The organism is Rossellomorea sp. GQ25 (assembly GCF_059758515.1).
This window is the reverse complement of record NZ_JCAXEQ010000001.1, coordinates 42948-60960: the sequence shown is the minus strand read 5'-3', so window position 1 is coordinate 60960 and position 18013 is coordinate 42948. Positions and strand designations below refer to the sequence as shown.

The window sequence follows — 18013 nt, the reverse complement described above, 5'->3', positions numbered from 1 at the left end:
ACCTCCACTTTATCCTAAAAATCAAAAAGGATTATCCAAATTAAAAATAGACCAACCCTCAAGCATTTGAGAGTCAGCCCCTTTTATCGTCCTATTGCTCAAGCCAATTATAAAATGGTACTGATTTTCGTTTAGGAGAAGCAGCTGAATCATTGGAAGCTGCGGGGTTTTGATGAGAACGGAAGCGTTGGCTTTGGTTACGCGCATCTTCAATGGTTTTCACACCGTTTTTCTTCCATTCAAATAGAATCCGATCGATATATCTAAAATTCAGCTTACCGGATATGACAGCTTCTCTCAATGCTGCTTTAATAATAATAGCATTATGATCATCCTGATCCAACCACATGGCCAGGGTTTCACATTCTAAAGGAGAAAGCGGACGACCAAATTCCTGTTCGAATGTCGTGTAAATGTCCGCTTCTTCTTCCATGGATTTCTCCATCTGCTTCATTTTAGAATCCTGTATTACGAACTCAGCCATCTTTTCCCATAAAGGATTGAGAGAATACTTTTCAAACAGGATTCCATCAGGTGAAGATCCCTCTTCGATCGATAGAAACTGTTGTTGCATTAACTTTCTTAAAATAGTTGAACAGTGTTCAGTAGAAATACTCATAGGTTCCGAGAGCTCTTCCGGTGTCGGAAAATAGTTTCCCTTTTCCAGATGACCGTAAATTTGCAATAACAGCACAAACTCTGACTCATTCAAGCCTAGTGTATTGTAATTTGATAGTAATAATTGCGGAATGTTAAGTGTTCCCTCTTCGATCCAGGACACCATTAAACGTTTATAATCCATATTCGGCACACCTCACTTACTAGTATATCATGGTTCAGTATATGTGGACATGGTTATGAATTAGAAGAAAGATGGAAATAAGAAATGAAGAGTCGACTTTTTAGTCCCAACAAACCTTTAGGTAACAGAAGGTGCGACTGGACAAAAAGAAAGGCTCTTTTAGCAAAGATTGTTGTTTACTTGGGCTCTGTCCATTAGTGTGTGCTAGATGGTGAGGGGAACTGCTTCGATTGCAGCTAGCGTTCGGCCGAGCCTCCTCAGCTTAGCCGAACGGGGTCTCGGCACGACCGTACTTCCGCAGGAGTCTACACAGTTCCCCTCACCATCTATAAGAAAATTTCATGACAGAGCTTAAAAGTGGAAATACAATCTAATAGAAATTATTTTGTGCTACTTTGTAGATCGTTTGTTTTTGGAAATAAACGACCTACATATCTACAAAAAGTGCTTTTTTGTGTTTGTCTATCCGTCATAATTTAGTAAAAATATGGATGCACAGAGTGGATTATAGCGGTAGGCACTTGACTCCTGCTCGGTGATAGAGGAAAGGTCGAGACCCCACAGACGGAACGTCGAGGAGGCTCGACTTCATCCCCGGGGAATCTTGTGCCTGGAGCGAAAAGGAACGGTCCCTGTTTTCACACTACCACTCATAATAAATTCACTTTTTTGGAGGTTAATCACCGCACACCCCGCGGAAAGCGAGCATCCTGTAGCGGAAATCAACTCCTACTTTCTTCTGTAAAATAGTAAAAATGTTTACAAAAAGAGCCCAAACAAAAGAACCGGCCGGTATTGCCCTTAAAGCAATCCAGCCAGCTCCTTGTTTGATATTTGTATTATGGGTACAAACGGTTTAGTAAACGCGGGAATGGAATGGTTTCCCTCACGTGTTCCACTCCACTTATCCAAGCCACTGTTCTTTCAAGTCCAAGACCGAACCCTGAATGAGGAACAGATCCATATTCTCTTAGTTCCAAGTACCACTTGTAAGCATCTGTAGCAAGTTCGTGCTCTTCAATGCGACGTTTCATGAGTTCCGCATCGTGGATACGCTCTGAGCCACCGATAATCTCTCCATACCCTTCTGGTGCGATCAGGTCTGCACATAAAACGACATCATCGCGGTCTGGATCAGGTTGCATATAGAAAGGTTTTAACGAAGTCGGGTAATGCGTGATAAATACCGGCTTGTCGTAGCTTTCAGCTATGGCTGTTTCATGTGGAGCTCCGAAATCGTCTCCCCACTCGATATCATCGAAACCTTTTTCATGCAATAACTTAAGTGCATCATCATAAGTGATTCGCGGGAAAGGAGCTTTGATCTGCTCTAGTTTAGATGTATCTCTTCCTAATCGGTCTAATTCAAGCTTACAGTTTTCCAGAACCGATTGAACGATATAAGAAACATATTGCTCCTGCACTTCCAGGTTATCTTTAAAATCATAGAATGCCATTTCAGGCTCGATCATCCAGAATTCGATTAAATGACGACGGGTTTTCGATTTCTCCGCTCTGAAAGTCGGTCCGAAAGAGAATACTTTCCCTAATGCCATGGCTGCTGCTTCCATGTACAGCTGACCACTCTGAGAAAGATAGGCATCTTCTTCAAAATATTTAGTGGCAAATAACTCGGTCGTTCCTTCCGGAGCACTGCCAGTCAGAATTGGGGGATCTACCTTTACAAATCCTTCTTGATTAAAGAACTCATATGTTGCACGAATGATTTCGTTACGTACTTTCATCACTGCATGCTGTTTACGGGAACGAAGCCAAAGGTGACGATGATCCATCAGGAATTCGGTTCCGTGTTCCTTAGGTGTAATTGGATAATCCACTGCTTCATGAATCACTTCTACGTTTTTCACTTGCAGTTCGTATCCAAACGGTGAACGGGAATCTTCTGAAACTGTTCCTGTAACATATAGAGATGTCTCTTGAGTTAATGATTTTGCTTTTTGAAAGATTTCTTCTTCCACTTCACTTTTTACGACAACACCTTGAATGAATCCAGTTCCGTCACGAAGCTGAAGAAAGGCAATCTTTCCACTTGAACGTTTGTTGGCAAGCCAAGCACCAATGGTTACTTCTTCTCCTACAAACTTACTTACTTGAGATATAGTAGTTTTCACGATTTTTTTCCCTCCAAAAAAACTTAAGACGCTTATGTATCGTTATTTATTATACATTTACCGTTATCTCGCCGCAATAGATTGAGCAAAACGGGATGATTTTAAGGAAAAAGCAGACCGAAACGAACACGGTCTGCAAACCTTGTTTTATTAACTCTTCCTAACAACAAATTCATGCATTCTCTCAATTGCTTTTTCGAGTGCATCAAGACTTGTAGCATAAGAAAGACGGATATTGTTGTCCGATCCGAAACCTGATCCAGGAATAACTGCTACCTTTGCCTCTTCCAGCAGAGCTTTTGTAAATTCGTCGACATTGTTGTAGCCTGTTTTCTTGGCCGCTTCTGACACATTCGGGAACAGATAGAATGCACCTTGAGGCTTCAAACAATGAAACCCTGGAATACTGTTCAATTTATCAAAAACAATGTTTAAGCGCTCTTCAAATGCCTGTCTCATTTCCTCTACAGGTTGTTGATCTCCTAAATAGGCAGCAACCGTCCCATATTGTGAAGTCGTCGTTGGGTTAGAGGTAGAATGACTGGCAAGATTGGTCATTGCTTTAATGATGGTCTCGTTACCTGCTGCATATCCAATTCTCCATCCCGTCATGGAATGAGATTTTGACACCCCGTTAATGACGATTGTTTGCTCTTTAAGTTCTGGAGACAATTCAGCAATAGACGTGTGTGAGTTCCCGTCATACACAAGCTTTTCATAAATCTCGTCTGAAACGATCAGAATATCGTTCTCTAAGCATACTTCTCCAATCGCTTGTAACTCTTCGCGAGAGTATAGCATTCCTGTAGGGTTACTAGGTGTGTTAAGAATGACTGCTTTTGTTTTGGGAGTGATCGTCTCTTTTAACTGCTGTGGAGTAACTTTGTACTCATTCTCTTCTTTCCCTTCAACAATCACGGGAGTTCCTCCGGCAAGCTTCACTTGTTCAGGATAGCTGACCCAGTATGGAGTAGGAATGATGACTTCATCACTTTCGTTTAAAAGAACTTGAAACAATGTATAAAGGGCATGCTTTGCACCACTCGTCACGATGATCTCCGATGGTTTATACGTAAGTTTCTGATCTGTTTCAAACTTATGGATGATAGCTTCTTTTAAATTGGCCATACCACCAGATGGAGTATATTTTGTGTGACCTTCAGTCATGGACGCATACGCAGCATTGATGATATGTTCAGGAGTATTAAAGTCAGGTTCCCCTGCACCTAAACCGATAACATCAATACCCTGTGACTTCATTTCCTTTGCTTTTGCAGTTATCGCTAAAGTCGTTGATGGTGTTAAAGCACTTACTCTGTCAGCTAACGTAAATTTCATGGACGTATTCCCCCTAGAGTTGATTATAAATTTTCAATTTTCCTCCACCATTCTCCAGTAGAAAATAGCAGGTAAAAATAATTTAAATTGTCTTGTTGATCTAAATAGGTAATTTCCCATACAGGTCCGACAGATTCATATCCTAAACGGACCGATAACAATTCTTTCGGTTGCTTTTCATCATTTAGTTTATTGATTGCCTGTTCTTTTGAAATACCATCTGCCCATTTTTTCTCAATTATTTTCCCTTTTTTATTGGGAACCCAAGCCACGAGCTTCTCGTTTTGATCATCCTTACCTGTCACCACAACATAGGACTTAGAGCCGTTGTAGAAGCTTGTGTTTTCAACTTCAACGATAGCCGTTTCAGCTTTCACTCTATTTAGAGCTTTCTCTGCCTGATTATCCAATGGGTTCCGGGAAACTTGATAAAGTACGACCGAAGCCGTAATCCCAAGGACGATGAACAATAGTGCGATAATCGTTATCCATTTTTTCATTACTATCACTCTTTATGTACGATAAATTGTTAATACTGCTTGATTCTGATCTTCCGGATCTAAGGCTAAACCAAACATATAATCATCTTTTTTTAAGGTTCTATTTAGTGCATCAACCACTTTATATAAGTTATCCGTATATTCAATACGAACGGTGGAAAGAATTTCAATTCGGCTTTCCATGTGTTCCTCCTTTTACCCGTTTACTTAAGATATTCCCCTATTAAAAAACATTTTTTTCTACTCATGATGTCACGGCTATTCGCCACACTATGAGTAAGAAACGCTACACACATTATAACAACATTAATGGCTATTATGGTAGAGCGTATCACAAAAACTATATTCTAATCCACACTCAGTTAGGCTGACAACGTTGTCAGCCCTTCTTTATTTTTCTTTCGGCACTAGTGTTTTCCGCCCTCTTCTTTAAACACTCCATCTTCTTGATCAAAAGTAAGCACTTCGTAATTTCGCTTATTAAATTTAATGGCAATCAATCCATGTTGCCCAGTTAAATACAGATCAATCCACGCCTCGTTGATGGCTTCGAGCATTTCACCATTAAGAAGCCTTTCCTTAGAACGGTATAGTAAAGCCGTTTGAGGATCGATATGCTTCAGGAGACTGTGAGACATGTTTTCCGATTTAGAGTGAAGAGGTATTTTCACAATATTGACGTTCTTTAGGGGTTTTGTAAGTAAAACCCCTAAAGAATGCAATGATTGTGAGCTCAGCCACAAAAAGCGATGATGGAAGAAAGTAATGGAAAAGTCCAATCCTTCTCCTTCCTCATTGCCTTCATGCATCACATTTAATGCTAACTCTTTTGAAAGCGAGTATGACTGATCTTCAGTAATCGTGTGTATCGTAAAGGTACCCTTTTTCTGTATTGCTTCAGCCAGGGATTTACCCGATATTATTTCTTTTATGGAGTACTTCTTCCCAAGTTCAGTAATCATATCCTCATGCACTTCACTTTTTTCCGTGAGGATGATTCCCTTAACGTTGTCAATATGCATTTGATTCAAATAATAATATAATTGTTTACTTTCCTGAAGGGGTCCGGTATTAATTAAATAATTTTCCCCGGAAGCTAAATGAAGAACTGCTACTTCCCCTTTTAAAACAGGAAGAAAACTAATCGCATACTCCTCATGTGATACATGTAAATCCACCTGAGGCACTCTCATTCCATAGGCATTTGAAATGACAAGGAAAAAAGTCAGCATTACCGATAAGATCACTCTCATTTTCAATCCTCCAGTTTCACATCTACTCTTTAGGTTGTGTTAAAGAGTAAAATTTATCACTGAAGTTTAATCTGTATTAGAGCCAATCTTCAATCCAAGAAACCAAATCAAATAAATCCCCTTCTTTTACTTCCATTGAAGGAATCGACTGCAAGAAAGCCTTACCATACCTTGTCGTCATCACTCTGCGGTCATATACAATTACGATTCCCCGATCACTGCTTCTTCTAATCAGTCTTCCTACCCCTTGCTTGAACCGAATAATCGCTTCAGGTAAAGAGTGAGAAGAAAACGGATTCTTCCCTTGAGCCTTGAGGATGTCTGATTTTGCCTGATTGACAGGCTCGTCAGGTGGAGAAAATGGAAGTCTGACCATGGCAAGACAAGACAGGTCTTCTCCGGGAATGTCTACACCCTCCCAGAAACTACTCGTTCCAAATAAAATTGCCTTGTCAAATCGCTGGAAGTTCTTTGTCAGCCGTGTACGACTTCCTGAGGTGATTCCTTGGGCCATTAATACATATTCCTCTAATAAACCACTTTCTTTCATCAGCTCGTACGTTTTCCTTAACATATCGTAAGACGTAAATAAGATGAGCATTCGCCCTTTCGTCGCTTGAGCCACTCCTATTAAATGCGAGCTTATTGCTTCAATATATTCTTCACTTTGAACTTGCTGAATTTCAGGGACATCTGTTGGGACGAATAATCTAGAAACTTCATTATAGTCAAAAGGAGAAGTAAGTTGTAACCGTTTCACCCCCTGATCGAGGAGTCCAATCTCGTTTAAGAAGTAATTGAAAGATCCGCTGACGGTCAGGGTAGCTGAAGTCAGGACGACACTTTTCTTTTTGGCAAAAATCTCATCTTGAAGATTACGATTGACAGTAACTGGTTGAGCTTGGATAGAAAGACTATTCGGTAATGATCTTGTATCTCCATCTAACCAGAGAACATGGTTGTTCATTTCTCTTAAAAAGACGGTTTGAAAATTCAATCTCAACTTTGCCCAATCCACTAAAAAGCTGTAAAATTCTTCAATCAAGGCTTTTTCTTTATCTTGCAACTTGATCTTCTTATCCTTGATTGTCTCTAGAACCTGCTGAAACTCTCTTTCCACATACTTCATTCCTGAAATAACCCGTTCCATAGACATGAGTACAGGTTGAAAGTAGCTGCTCTTCTTCATTTCGTCCGTAATTCTCAGCTGTATTTTTTGTACCCCGGTTCTCTTTTTGGCTTTCTTATAGAAAACGCTCGTTAACACTCCAATGGCTTCTTCTAAATCAATGTAAAACTGACTAATACGGGAATCCAATTCAAATGAGTGTGTATTCATTTGAACTGAGTGATTGGAAATAAGTTGATCAAGTTGATAGAACAACTGTTTTTGGTCCAGGGTTCCTAACTGGGAAGTACTAAACTTAATCGAGAGATAATCCATTACAACTCCAAGATGCTGTCTTGCTGACTTCTCCAGATGATGAGCCTCATCTATTACTAAGTAGTCGTAAGGAGGAAGCATGTTGCTTTCCTTCACGATATCAGTCAGAAGCATTGAGTGATTCGTAATGATGATATCTGCTTCTTGAGCACTCTTTCTTGCGAAAAGATAGAAGTCTTTCCCGACCCAGGGATCTTTCGTATGAGGTAAGTGCCAGCCGTCATGTTTTAGACGATTCCAGAACAACTGCCCCCCAGAAGTAAGATTAAGTTCATCCATGTCACCTGACTCTGTTCGTGTCAGCCATACCAGAATCTGCATTTTTGTCAGAACTACGTCATATTGAGACTCATCTTCCCTCAGGGCCTGTTCAAACTTAAACAGGTTTATGTAATGATTTTTCCCTTTTAGTAGTACAGTTCTGAATGGTGTAGGGCTTATTTTTTCCAATAATTTAATTTCTTTATGAAGTAATTGCTCTTGCAATTGGATGGTGTAGGTACTGATGACCACTCTTTCATGAGAGCCCTTGGCAAACATGACCACAGGCCATAAGTAGCCCAGTGACTTGCCAACCCCTGTTCCCGCTTCTATGACCACATGCCGGGATTCATGAAAAGCATGTTGAATCTCATCCATCATCTCCATTTGTTGCTCTCTCTTCTCATAGAAGGGAACATATTGTGCCAAGTGTTCTTCTATATTGGGTTCACCAAAATGGAGCTCTTCCATAACATCTTTCTTTGAAGCATCTTTCTTCCGTATAGCCAGTCCTCGATAGACCTCTAACTCCGGTGGCAGGTCTTCTACGTGTTTTTGTTTCTCACTCACAATACTGTCAAACAATAAGGAAAGATCACTTTTCAAATGATGGGAAAGCTTGTGAAGATTTTCGAGTGTGACTAAGGGCAGCATTGACAATTCTTCAATAAAATAAAGGAGAATTTCAGCTGTTACATAGGCATCACTGTCTGCCTGGTGAGGCCTTACATGGCTTAAATCCAATGAATTGGACAGTTCCGTAAGTTTAAAACTATCTGCCGATGGTAAGGCCACTTTAGCTAATTCTACTGTATCGAAGGCAGGTCCCGTAAATGGATTATAGCCCGCTGCTTCCAGTTCTGCTTGAAGGAATGAAAGATCAAATTGAACGTTATGAGCAACAAAAACGCCATGGTCAAGCAGCTCGAGTATTTTTGGTGCAATTTCATGAAAAGCTGGAGCGTCCTTGACCATTTCATCATTGATCCCCGTCAATTCCTCAATAAACGCAGGAATCGGTTTTCCAGGTGACACAAATGATGTGTATTGATCAACGATCTTTCCGCCTTCTATAATAACCGCTGATAGTTGGATGATTTTTTCTCCCTTTTTAGGAGAATTTCCTGTTGTTTCAAGATCGATAACAACGAGTTTGAATGGGTACATGTTCTTCACTGCCTTTATATAGATCCTACATCATACTCTTATGATTTCTAAATAAGTGTACCATAAACAAAAAAGCAAGTCTCCTATTCACAAATTAGAAGACTTGCCGATTTCTTTTATAGTATTGTCGCTTCAGGTTCTGTTCCGATCATATCAATGATATGGTTATTTTCTCCCATGATGGCAACTTTCGGGATATGGTCATGGGCCATTTCTTCAGCTACCAGTTTATACGATATGATGATGACAATATCACCTTTTTGCACAAGTCTTGCAGCAGCCCCGTTCAAACAAATGACGCCGCTCCCTCTTTCACCTGGTATAATGTAGGTCTCCAGACGGGCACCATTGTTGTTGTTTACAATCTGAACCTTTTCATTCGCCATCATTCCGACTGCATCTAAGATATCCTGATCGATGGTAATGCTTCCCACATAATCCAAGTTCGCTTCTGTTACAGTCGCTCTGTGGATTTTACCACTCATCATCGTTCTAAACATTTAAATCCTCCTCTGGTTCTACACTGATGATTATATTATCAATTAATCTGGCCTTTTGAAATTGAACTGCCAGAGCTATAATGATCTCACCCTGTAATCTGGACAGTTCCGTTAGCTCAGGATAGGAGTACACTTCCACATAATCGATTTTTCCCGAGGTATTTTCTTGAATGTTCATTGAAATCATAGAAATAATCGAATCAGGGTTCCTCTCCCCGGCATCAATACGATTTTTTGCTTCTTTCAGACTTTGATAAAGAGAAGGTGCTTCTCTTCTTTCTTCTTTTGATAGATAGACATTTCTTGAGCTTTTCGCCAATCCATCCTCTTCCCTGACAGTAGGCACCCTCACAATTTCCATAGGAAAGAAATAATCGCTTACTAATCCTTCCACTACTGCAATCTGCTGGGCATCCTTCAGCCCGAAATACGCTCTGGCCGGCTGAATAAGGTGAAACAATTTAGTCAGAACGGTTACCACTCCGTCAAAATGACCTTCCCGTTTTCGTCCGCACAGTACTTCTACCCGCTCTATCACACTCAAGGTTACAGATTGTTTCCCTTTATACATTTCTACTACTTCAGGTATAAAGAGTATATCAACCCCAACATTCTTTGCTAACTCTGTATCTCTTTCAACATCACGCGGGTAGCGGTCGAAGTCTTCATTCGGACCGAACTGCAGGGGGTTTACAAAGATACTCATCACGACAGTATCGTTGTTTTTCCTGGCTTCATCCGCTAGAGTCAAGTGTCCTTCATGAAGGTATCCCATTGTAGGGACAAACCCGATAGAGGACCCTGAATTTTTAACTTGTTGTATCGTACGCTGTAAATCTTGTATGTTCGTTATCACTTTCATTTTTTCATTCCACCGTAGAGAGCATCCAATTCTTCATCCCGCATCGTAAAGGAATGGTCATCGGATGGGAAGCTCTTCCCTTTAACTTCTTCTATATAGTTTTTTATGCTGCTATGAATGGCTTCTGATACGTTGCTGTATTGTTTAACAAACTTAGGCACACGATTCACCCCGTATGTTACAAGATCGTGGAACACTAACACTTGGCCATCTGTTTCACTGCCTGCACCAATACCAATGGTTGGAATCGTTAATGCTTCTGAAATCCCTTTGGCTATTTGCTTTGGTACACACTCTAACACAAGTGCAAAGGCACCTGCCTGTTCACATTTTAGGGCATCATCAATCAACTTTTTGGCTGAGTCGGCTGTTTTCCCTTGTACTTTATATCCTCCAAGGACACCGACGGATTGAGGGGTTAAACCTAAATGAGCCATAACGGGTATGCCGGCACTTGTAAGGGAATGGATACGATCGATTACATGATCTCCCCCCTCTACCTTCACAGCGTGAGCGCCTCCCTGTTGAAGAATCTGTGCCGCTGTTTTAAGAGTTTCATCCCTTGACAAATGGTAGGACATAAACGGCATATCAGTGACGATAAAGGTATCTTTCGCCCCTCTTTTTACGGCTTTCGTATGATGGATCATATCTTCAACTGTAACAGGTACCGTTGAGTCATAACCCAATACAACCATTCCGAGGCTGTCACCAACAAGGATGACATCAATTCCCGCTTCTTCCGCTATCTTGGCACTTGGAAAATCATACGCTGTAAGCATGGAAATCTTTTCTCTCTTATTCTTCATCTTAAGAAAATCGGTTGTTTGTTTCATAGTGTCCTCCTTCTTTTCAGTCAGAGGTGACGAAACGAAATGAAAGCACTTTCATTACAGAAATAAAAAAACCTCCTGAATAAATGACAGAAGGATCATAAGTGTTAAGTATCATTGTTTCGACCCTCTGTCCCAGTCCACAATGGATCAAGGCAGAAATTGTATTAAAGTTTAAAAGATGAATATAGGGGTGCAGTTCCAAGGATACTGCCCAATGAGATTATACCATAAAAAAACCGACATGGAAGCAATCGATTAGCCTCCATATCGGTTTCACTTAAATATTCACTTCAATATCTGCAGAATAAATCTGATGAACGGTCCCTGCTGAGTCTTCGATCTTCAGAACTCCTTCATCGGTTATTCCGAGTGCCCTTCCTTCAATCGTTCCATTGATGGTACGGGCACGGATTTTCTTACCGATACTGATTGCATAACTCTCCCATAACAGCTTAACCGGAGTAAAACCTTCCTTCATATAAATCGAATATAGGGCTTCGATTCGTTCTAAAACCTTTTGAACAATTTCTGATCTTGATAAAGGATCTCCTTGTTCAATGGCCAGTGAGGTTGCAATCTTCTGAAGTTCATCAGGAAAGTGTTCCTTCGTATGATTTACATTCATGCCGATGCCAATAATAATGGAATTTATTTTATCAGATTCAGCTTGCAGCTCCGTCAAAATCCCCGTCACTTTCTTTCCGTCGATAAGAATATCATTCGGCCATTTAATCTGCGGATGAAGGTCTGTTACTTCCTCGATCGCTTGAACGACGGCAACTGCAGTAATGAGTGTAAACTGTGGGGCCTTTTGGGGTGGAAGAAGGGGCTTTAAGATCAGACTCATCCAAATTCCCGTTCCCTTTGATGAGTGCCACTCTCTCATTAACCTTCCTCTTCCGGCTGTTTGTTCGTCAGCAATGACCAACGTACCTTCTGCTGCTTCGTCGCCCGCAAGCATATGAGCGATGCGCTGTGTACTTTGAACTGATTCCTCATAGTGGATCACTCTGCCTAACGTTTTCGTTTGTAATCCTAAGCGGATCTTACTTTCTGTCACACTATCAGGGGTTTCAATAATTCGATATCCTTTTTTTCTTACAGCTTCTAACACAAAACCTTCTTTACGAAGTTCTTCAATATGCTTCCAAATAGCCGTTCTTGAACAACCTGCTATATCAGCCAGTGCTTGTCCGGATAAAAATTCCTGATCCGATACAGATAAAGCGTGAAGCAGTTTCTTCTTTATAGTCGATTGCATGTCTGTAGCCACCTCCTTATCGTTTCTTTATCGTTATGGATTGTATCGGTTATAATCGCCAATTCAATTTCAGCCAAAAGTTCTTTCATCCACGGGCCACCCTTTTTGTTCGCCCATATCATTAAGTCATCTCCTGTTACATCCAGTTGTTGTCTCGATGTAATCGCTAGAGAATGATATTCTTCCTTAACGTTTTCTACAGAAGAAACGGGTTTGGATTCTATGCATTCATGGACTTTCTCAACATTTACGGCTGCTTCCAGGCCGGCACGATAAAGCAAAGGCTTAGACCAGCCGGACTTTCTTCTTTCTTTTAAAATTCCAAGCTCCTTCGAACGTTCCCTTATCATTTTCGTCGGGAGCCTCCAGCCTTTCAGAAAATCCTGGGTATCAATATCCCCCATGTATGCTAATAGAAGTAACCATGTTTGGTCCTTATTTATGTTTTCTAATTGGGGAAGTTTCGCTACATCTTGAAGAACTTCTTTCTGTTGAGTTAAATGAGGGAGTTCAATATATAGGTTGGTACGGACAAGAAGGGCAAGTGCCTCTCGTTTCCATTTACCTCCCGCAATCTTCTCGAACTCCATCGTCTTTCTTTCTACGGCTATATGCTCAAGAAGCCTGGAGTGCTCTTCTAATGCATTCAATGTATCTGGCTCCACCTTGAAGCCTAATTGACTGACAAAGCGCACTCCCCTCATCATACGAAGAGCGTCCTCAGTAAACCTTAAATCCGGTGACCCCACGGTCCGGATCACTCTATTATGTATGTCATCCAGGCCCTTAAAGGGGTCATATACATTCCCATCAGCATCCATGGCCATACTATTCATCGTAAAATCACGGCGTTCCAGATCTCCTTCTAATGAGCGGATGAATTCTACCTTATCCGGCCTTCTAAAGTCCGCATATGCAGATTCAGTTCTGAATGTCGTGATTTCATATTCTCTGCCCTCATCAATGACCAGAATGGTCCCGTGTTCTATGCCGATATCAATTGTTTTCGGAAATATCTCCTTTAATTCTTGGGGATAGGCAGACGTTGCGATATCTACGTCATTAATTGGACGACTTAGGAAGTGATCCCTGACAGACCCACCAACGAAATAGGCCTCGAATCCCGCCCTTTCAATCTTCCTTAAAACGGGTACGGCTTGTTGGAATATCCTCGGTAACATTTTTAACACCTGCTTTACTCAGATCTTTACCCTCCGACTGTATCATGATAGAAGCTCTTTGTAGATCCGTTCATACTCTTCGACAATTTTGCTGGAGTGAAACTTTGTTCGGGCCGTTTGTAGTGCATTTTCCGAGAGTTCCTTGTGAAGTGTTTCATCTTTCAGCAATAGCAGAGACTTTTCTGCAACTTGAGCAACGTTCCCGACTTCACATATAAAGCCGTTGTATCCGTCCTGAATGACTTCAGGAATGCCTCCTACATCTGTACCAATGCTCGGCACGCCGCAAGCCATAGCCTCCAGGGCAACTAAACCGAAACTTTCTTTTTCTGAAAGTAGCAGCTTAATATCACTAAGCGAATAAAGCTCTTCTAAGTTATCCTGTTTTCCAAGGAACAAAACTCTTTCTTCTAATCCGAGTTCTTTCACCTGCCTGCAAATCACCGTCATTTCAGGTCCGTCCCCAACAAGGAGAAGTTTGGCCGGAATCTCGCTTTGTATAAGATTGAATGCTGCTACAACATCCTTTACTCTTTTCACCCCACGAAAGTTGGAAACATGAATAATGACCTTTTCATTATCGTTAATTCCATACTCATTTCTAAGATGCTGAGAATCTACTGCCTTGTATACTCTTTCGTCTATGAAATTATAGACCGTTTGAACGTCTTTATCCGGCTGTATCAAGTCATTGGTTTGTTTCACTAATGCGGAAGAAACCGCGGTCACCACGTCAGACTTTTCGATCCCGAATCGAATCGCTCCCTTTAAAGAAGGGTCATAACCAAGTACTGTAATATCGGTGCCGTGCAAGGTGGTGACAATCTTTACATCTTTACCAGACATTTGTTTACCCAAAATGGCACAGACTGCATGTGGGATCGCATAATGTACATGAAGGATGTCCAGGTTCTCACGCTCAGTAATTTCTGCCATCTTATTCGCCAGTGCTATATCGTAAGGTGGGTATTGAAACACTGAATACTGACTTACTTCCACTTGATGAAAATAGATGTTGTGATACATTTTATTTAACCGAAATGGAATACTCGAGGTAATAAAGTGAATTTCATGGCCTCTCTCTGCTAATAATTTCCCCAGCTCTGTTGCTACTACGCCAGAACCTCCAACAGTCGGGTAGCAGGTAATACCTATTTTCATTTTCATATTAATCTCCTAACAAATCTTGATGCAATATTAGGGTGTTATAGGAAAAGAATCCTTCTGCATAACGTAAGCCCGCTTCTTTCCCCATCATTCGTTCCCTCGCTTCAACCGCTTCTATGTATCCTTCCGTTAAAGGAGTCGCCACTCCTTCAGATCCTTGCGTAAATTGGCTCGTATATGCCTCTAAGCTGCGAATCTTCGTATGCATATATGCCTCAATATTCACTACAAACTGAGGTTTATGAAAGCCGTTGATTATATAAAAATACAGATTATCCGCTTTATGTGCTGGAGTTGTGGAATGAAATTTCCGAATTCCTGCTGAAAAAAAAGCTTCTTTGATCAATCGTGAAGCATTCCCATGATCAGGATGACGATCCAGATCGTAGGGAGCAAATATCACTTTCGGCTTGTACATTCTGATCACGTTAACCACTTTCTGAATGTTTTCATCTGTTATGTAAATGCCTCTATCAGGAACATCCAAGGTCTCCCTCTTGTAGGCACCTAATATATGTGCAGCTGCTTTTGCTTCACCTTTACGCAAAGAAACGGTTCCATTTGAAGAAAGCTCGGCTTGTGTGAGATCGCAAATCACAATCTTCTTTCCTTCGGCCGCATATTTTGCAAGGGTGCCACCCATACCGATCTCCACGTCATCGGCATGAGCGCCAAATGCGAGGATGTCTACTTGTTGATCCACTTTACTCCTCCTTTTCCTTTACCACACTTCGCCACTCGATATCTCCTCTTTCAAGCCCTTTTACCAATACTTCTGCTGTTCCCATATTGGTTGCTAATGGAACTGAATACACATCACAAAGTCTGATTAGTGCAGATACATCGGGTTCATGAGGCTGAGCTGTTAAAGGGTCTCTAAAAAACAGGACAAGATCCATATTATTATTAGCAATATAGGAACCTATCTCCTGGTCTCCCCCCAGTGGACCTGACCGGAAACGATGGACAGATAATCCCGTTTCTTCCCCGATTCTCTTTCCTGTTGTTCCAGTGGCAAAAAGAGCGTGTTTCTCAATTATCGACTTATACGCCAATACAAAACGAATCAGATCATCTTTTTTCTTATCATGAGCTATTAATGCGATATTCATAACACTCACCCTTTAATCTAAAATATTTTCCAACCCGTACACAAGTGTATCCAGCTTCATGACCGTATCAACGGAAACTTTCACTCCTGACATGAAGCTTCCCCGGTTAAAAGAGTCATGACGGATCGTTAATGTCTGACCTTCCGCCCCTAACATCACCTGTTGATGAGCAATTAATCCCGGCAGGCGGACACTATGGATATGCATGCCATCAACATTCGCGCCCCTTGCACCAGAATGCGTTTCTTTTTCATCAGGGTGCCCCTGCTGCTTCGATTCTCTCACTTCCCTTATCATTTCAGCTGTTTTCACAGCAGTCCCTGAAGGTGCATCCAGTTTTTGGTCGTGATGTAACTCAATGATTTCAACATCATTAAAATACTTAGCTGCCATTTGGGAAAATTTCATCATGAGCACTGCACCAATTGCAAAATTAGGAGCAATGATACATCCTAATGACTTTGATTCTGCCAGTGTCTTGAGTTCATTTAATTCATCTGTAGAAAAACCTGTCGTTCCCACAACTGGTCTAACACCGTATTCAAGGGCGGTTTTCGTATGGTGATAACCTACCTCTGGAGTTGTTAAATCGATTAGCACATGTGGAGTTTGATCTTGAAAGCATGTTTCAATATCACCATATACCGGTACATCTATATCTATTACTTCCTTGTAATCAATCACACTAATAAGCGTAAAATGTTCAGTATCCCTTACTAACTGAACCGCTTCTTTCCCCATTCTACCTCTTGGTCCTGCAATGGTGACGTTAATTTGTTCCATTTTCATCCCTACTTTCAATTCTTGTCCAGCGATCTTTATCTCTTGTATTAAATTTATGCATCACACGATCGTGAGCCTCTTCCAGGCTAATATCCAGGGAGTTTGCCAAGCAGATGACCACAAACAATAAATCCCCCAGTTCTTCCTCAATCGTTTTTTCTTCCTCTGAATTCTTCTTAGGTTTTTCTCCATAATAATGATTCACTTCTCTCGCCAGTTCACCAAGCTCCTCGGTGAGCCTCGCAACCATTGCTAATGGACTGAAATATCCTTCTTTAAATTGACTTATGTATTGGTCTACTTCTTTTTGTAATTGATCCATCGTTTTTTTATTATCCATAAGAAGCCACACTCCTTCAGTATCTCCTATCATGTTAGCTAAATCCTTCCCGTTTGACAAATATTACGTTTGATTTATTAACTCTTCATTGCCAGTTTGTTTTTCTTCTTATATAATGTCTCTGTCAACGAGATAATACGAATAGAAGGAGGGAAACACACATGTTGGGATTACGTTTTAAAAATATATTATTCATCCTGTTGGGGTCAGCTATCTTTGCATTTGGTCTTGTCCATTTTAATATCCAAAATAAATTGGCTGAAGGCGGGTTTACCGGAATAACACTTATTCTTTATTTTTTATTTGACATTGATCCGTCTTACTCCAACCTGGCCTTAAATATACCCTTATTTTTCTTAGGATGGAAGCTTCTCGGAAAGAAAGCTTTTTATTATACTGTAATCGGGACCGTTAGCCTTTCTGTATTTCTATGGATTTTCCAAAGATATCAAATGACGATTAACCTGGAAGGCGATCTGTTTCTTGCTGCATTATTTGCAGGAGTTTTTATCGGGGTTGGACTGGGGATTATTTTCAGATATGGCGGTACGACAGGTGGCGTTGATATAATCGCTCGACTCGCCCATAAGTACATAGGATGGAGCATGGGGAAAACGATGTTTATGTTTGACGCCGTCGTCATTGGAGCGTCTCTCATCGCGTACTTGGAATACAGGGAAGCCATGTATACATTGGTAGCCGTATTCGTTGCGGCAAGGGTCATTGACTTTATGCAGGAAGGGGCATACTCAGCCAGAGGAGCTATGATCATTTCCGACAGCCATGAAGAAATCGCAAGTGTCATCAATGAAAAAATGGATCGCGGAGTTACCGTATTAAGAGGGCATGGTTCGTTCACGAAACAAAACCGTGAAGTGCTCTACTGTGTGGTTGGGAAAAATGAAATCGTCCGGCTGAAAAATATTATCACAAGCGTCGATCCTCACGCATTCGTCTCCGTCACCGTCGTACATGACGTACTTGGCGAAGGATTTACGTTAGACGCAGATAAGAATCCTTTACATGACTAAAGTGTCCAACCTACCTGCATCTTCATCAGACAAAAAAAGCTGG

18 protein-coding genes are annotated in these 18013 nt (G+C 41.0%); 1 reads left to right on the top strand and 17 read right to left on the bottom strand.

The features are described 5' to 3' along the window. Positions 1–91: 91 nt before the first annotated feature. The 17 genes from AC6CIB_RS00325 to AC6CIB_RS00245 form a co-directional block, all read right to left on the bottom strand. Complete coding sequence (locus AC6CIB_RS00325) at positions 92–802, bottom strand: DnaD domain-containing protein (protein ID WP_498277304.1); 711 nt, start codon at positions 800–802, stop codon at positions 92–94. 839 nt (positions 803–1641) lie between these two features. Next, positions 1642–2934, bottom strand: coding sequence for an asparagine--tRNA ligase (asnS, locus tag AC6CIB_RS00320; protein WP_498277303.1), 1293 nt, complete (start codon positions 2932–2934; stop codon positions 1642–1644). 150 nt (positions 2935–3084) lie between these two features. Beyond that, positions 3085–4272, bottom strand: a complete 1188-nt coding sequence (locus AC6CIB_RS00315) for a pyridoxal phosphate-dependent aminotransferase (protein WP_498277302.1) — start codon at positions 4270–4272, stop codon at positions 3085–3087. A gap of 23 nt (positions 4273–4295) precedes the next feature. Continuing rightward, entirely contained in the window at positions 4296–4772 is a 477-nt protein-coding gene (locus AC6CIB_RS00310) for a cell wall elongation regulator TseB-like domain-containing protein (RefSeq protein WP_498277300.1), read from the bottom strand. 12 nt (positions 4773–4784) lie between these two features. After that, positions 4785–4955, bottom strand: coding sequence for a YpmA family protein (locus tag AC6CIB_RS00305; protein WP_498277299.1), 171 nt, complete (start codon positions 4953–4955; stop codon positions 4785–4787). A gap of 224 nt (positions 4956–5179) precedes the next feature. Beyond that, positions 5180–6025, bottom strand: coding sequence for a hypothetical protein (locus AC6CIB_RS00300; RefSeq protein ID WP_498277297.1), 846 nt, complete (start codon positions 6023–6025; stop codon positions 5180–5182). A gap of 76 nt (positions 6026–6101) precedes the next feature. Continuing rightward, on the bottom strand, positions 6102–8897 hold the full coding sequence (gene dinG / locus AC6CIB_RS00295) for an ATP-dependent DNA helicase DinG (protein WP_498277295.1): 2796 nt from the start codon (positions 8895–8897) through the stop codon (positions 6102–6104). 116 nt (positions 8898–9013) lie between these two features. Further along, positions 9014–9397 (bottom strand): aspartate 1-decarboxylase, encoded by a 384-nt coding sequence (gene panD, locus AC6CIB_RS00290; protein WP_498277293.1) that lies wholly within the window; start codon positions 9395–9397, stop codon positions 9014–9016. Further along, on the bottom strand, positions 9390–10259 hold the full coding sequence (gene panC / locus AC6CIB_RS00285) for a pantoate--beta-alanine ligase (RefSeq protein ID WP_498277291.1): 870 nt from the start codon (positions 10257–10259) through the stop codon (positions 9390–9392). Before panC ends, panD begins: the two co-directional genes overlap by 8 nt. Further along, complete coding sequence (gene panB / locus AC6CIB_RS00280; protein WP_498277290.1) at positions 10256–11095, bottom strand: 3-methyl-2-oxobutanoate hydroxymethyltransferase; 840 nt, start codon at positions 11093–11095, stop codon at positions 10256–10258. The genes panC and panB overlap by 4 nt, the downstream gene beginning before the upstream one ends. A 277-nt stretch (positions 11096–11372) precedes the next feature. Beyond that, the gene (locus AC6CIB_RS00275) at positions 11373–12356 is read right to left on the bottom strand and encodes a biotin--[acetyl-CoA-carboxylase] ligase (RefSeq protein ID WP_498277288.1); all 984 of its coding nucleotides are present in this window, start codon (positions 12354–12356) and stop codon (positions 11373–11375) included. Continuing rightward, positions 12341–13537, bottom strand: coding sequence for a CCA tRNA nucleotidyltransferase (locus AC6CIB_RS00270; RefSeq protein WP_498277286.1), 1197 nt, complete (start codon positions 13535–13537; stop codon positions 12341–12343). The genes AC6CIB_RS00275 and AC6CIB_RS00270 overlap by 16 nt, the downstream gene beginning before the upstream one ends. Positions 13538–13579: 42 nt before the next feature. Continuing rightward, positions 13580–14704: an N-acetyl-alpha-D-glucosaminyl L-malate synthase BshA gene (gene bshA, locus AC6CIB_RS00265; protein ID WP_498277284.1), complete on the bottom strand. Its 1125-nt coding sequence runs from the start codon at positions 14702–14704 to the stop codon at positions 13580–13582. A gap of 1 nt (position 14705) precedes the next feature. Beyond that, positions 14706–15407: a bacillithiol biosynthesis deacetylase BshB1 gene (gene bshB1, locus AC6CIB_RS00260; protein WP_498277282.1), complete on the bottom strand. Its 702-nt coding sequence runs from the start codon at positions 15405–15407 to the stop codon at positions 14706–14708. Position 15408: 1 nt separating this feature from the next. Then, entirely contained in the window at positions 15409–15816 is a 408-nt protein-coding gene (gene mgsA / locus AC6CIB_RS00255; RefSeq protein WP_498277280.1) for a methylglyoxal synthase, read from the bottom strand. A 12-nt stretch (positions 15817–15828) separates the two neighbouring features. Beyond that, positions 15829–16599 carry a 4-hydroxy-tetrahydrodipicolinate reductase gene (gene dapB, locus AC6CIB_RS00250; RefSeq protein ID WP_498277278.1) on the bottom strand — a complete coding sequence of 257 codons (771 nt, stop codon included), beginning with the start codon at positions 16597–16599 and terminating at the stop codon, positions 15829–15831. After that, on the bottom strand, positions 16586–16999 hold the full coding sequence (locus AC6CIB_RS00245; RefSeq protein ID WP_498277276.1) for a nucleotide pyrophosphohydrolase: 414 nt from the start codon (positions 16997–16999) through the stop codon (positions 16586–16588). The genes dapB and AC6CIB_RS00245 overlap by 14 nt, the downstream gene beginning before the upstream one ends. Positions 17000–17100: 101 nt before the next feature. On the opposite strand from AC6CIB_RS00245, the gene AC6CIB_RS00240 reads away from it, so the two are divergent. Continuing rightward, a complete protein-coding gene (locus AC6CIB_RS00240; RefSeq protein ID WP_498277274.1) occupies positions 17101–17970 on the top strand; it encodes a YitT family protein in 870 nt (289 codons plus the stop codon). Positions 17971–18013: the final 43 nt, after the last annotated feature.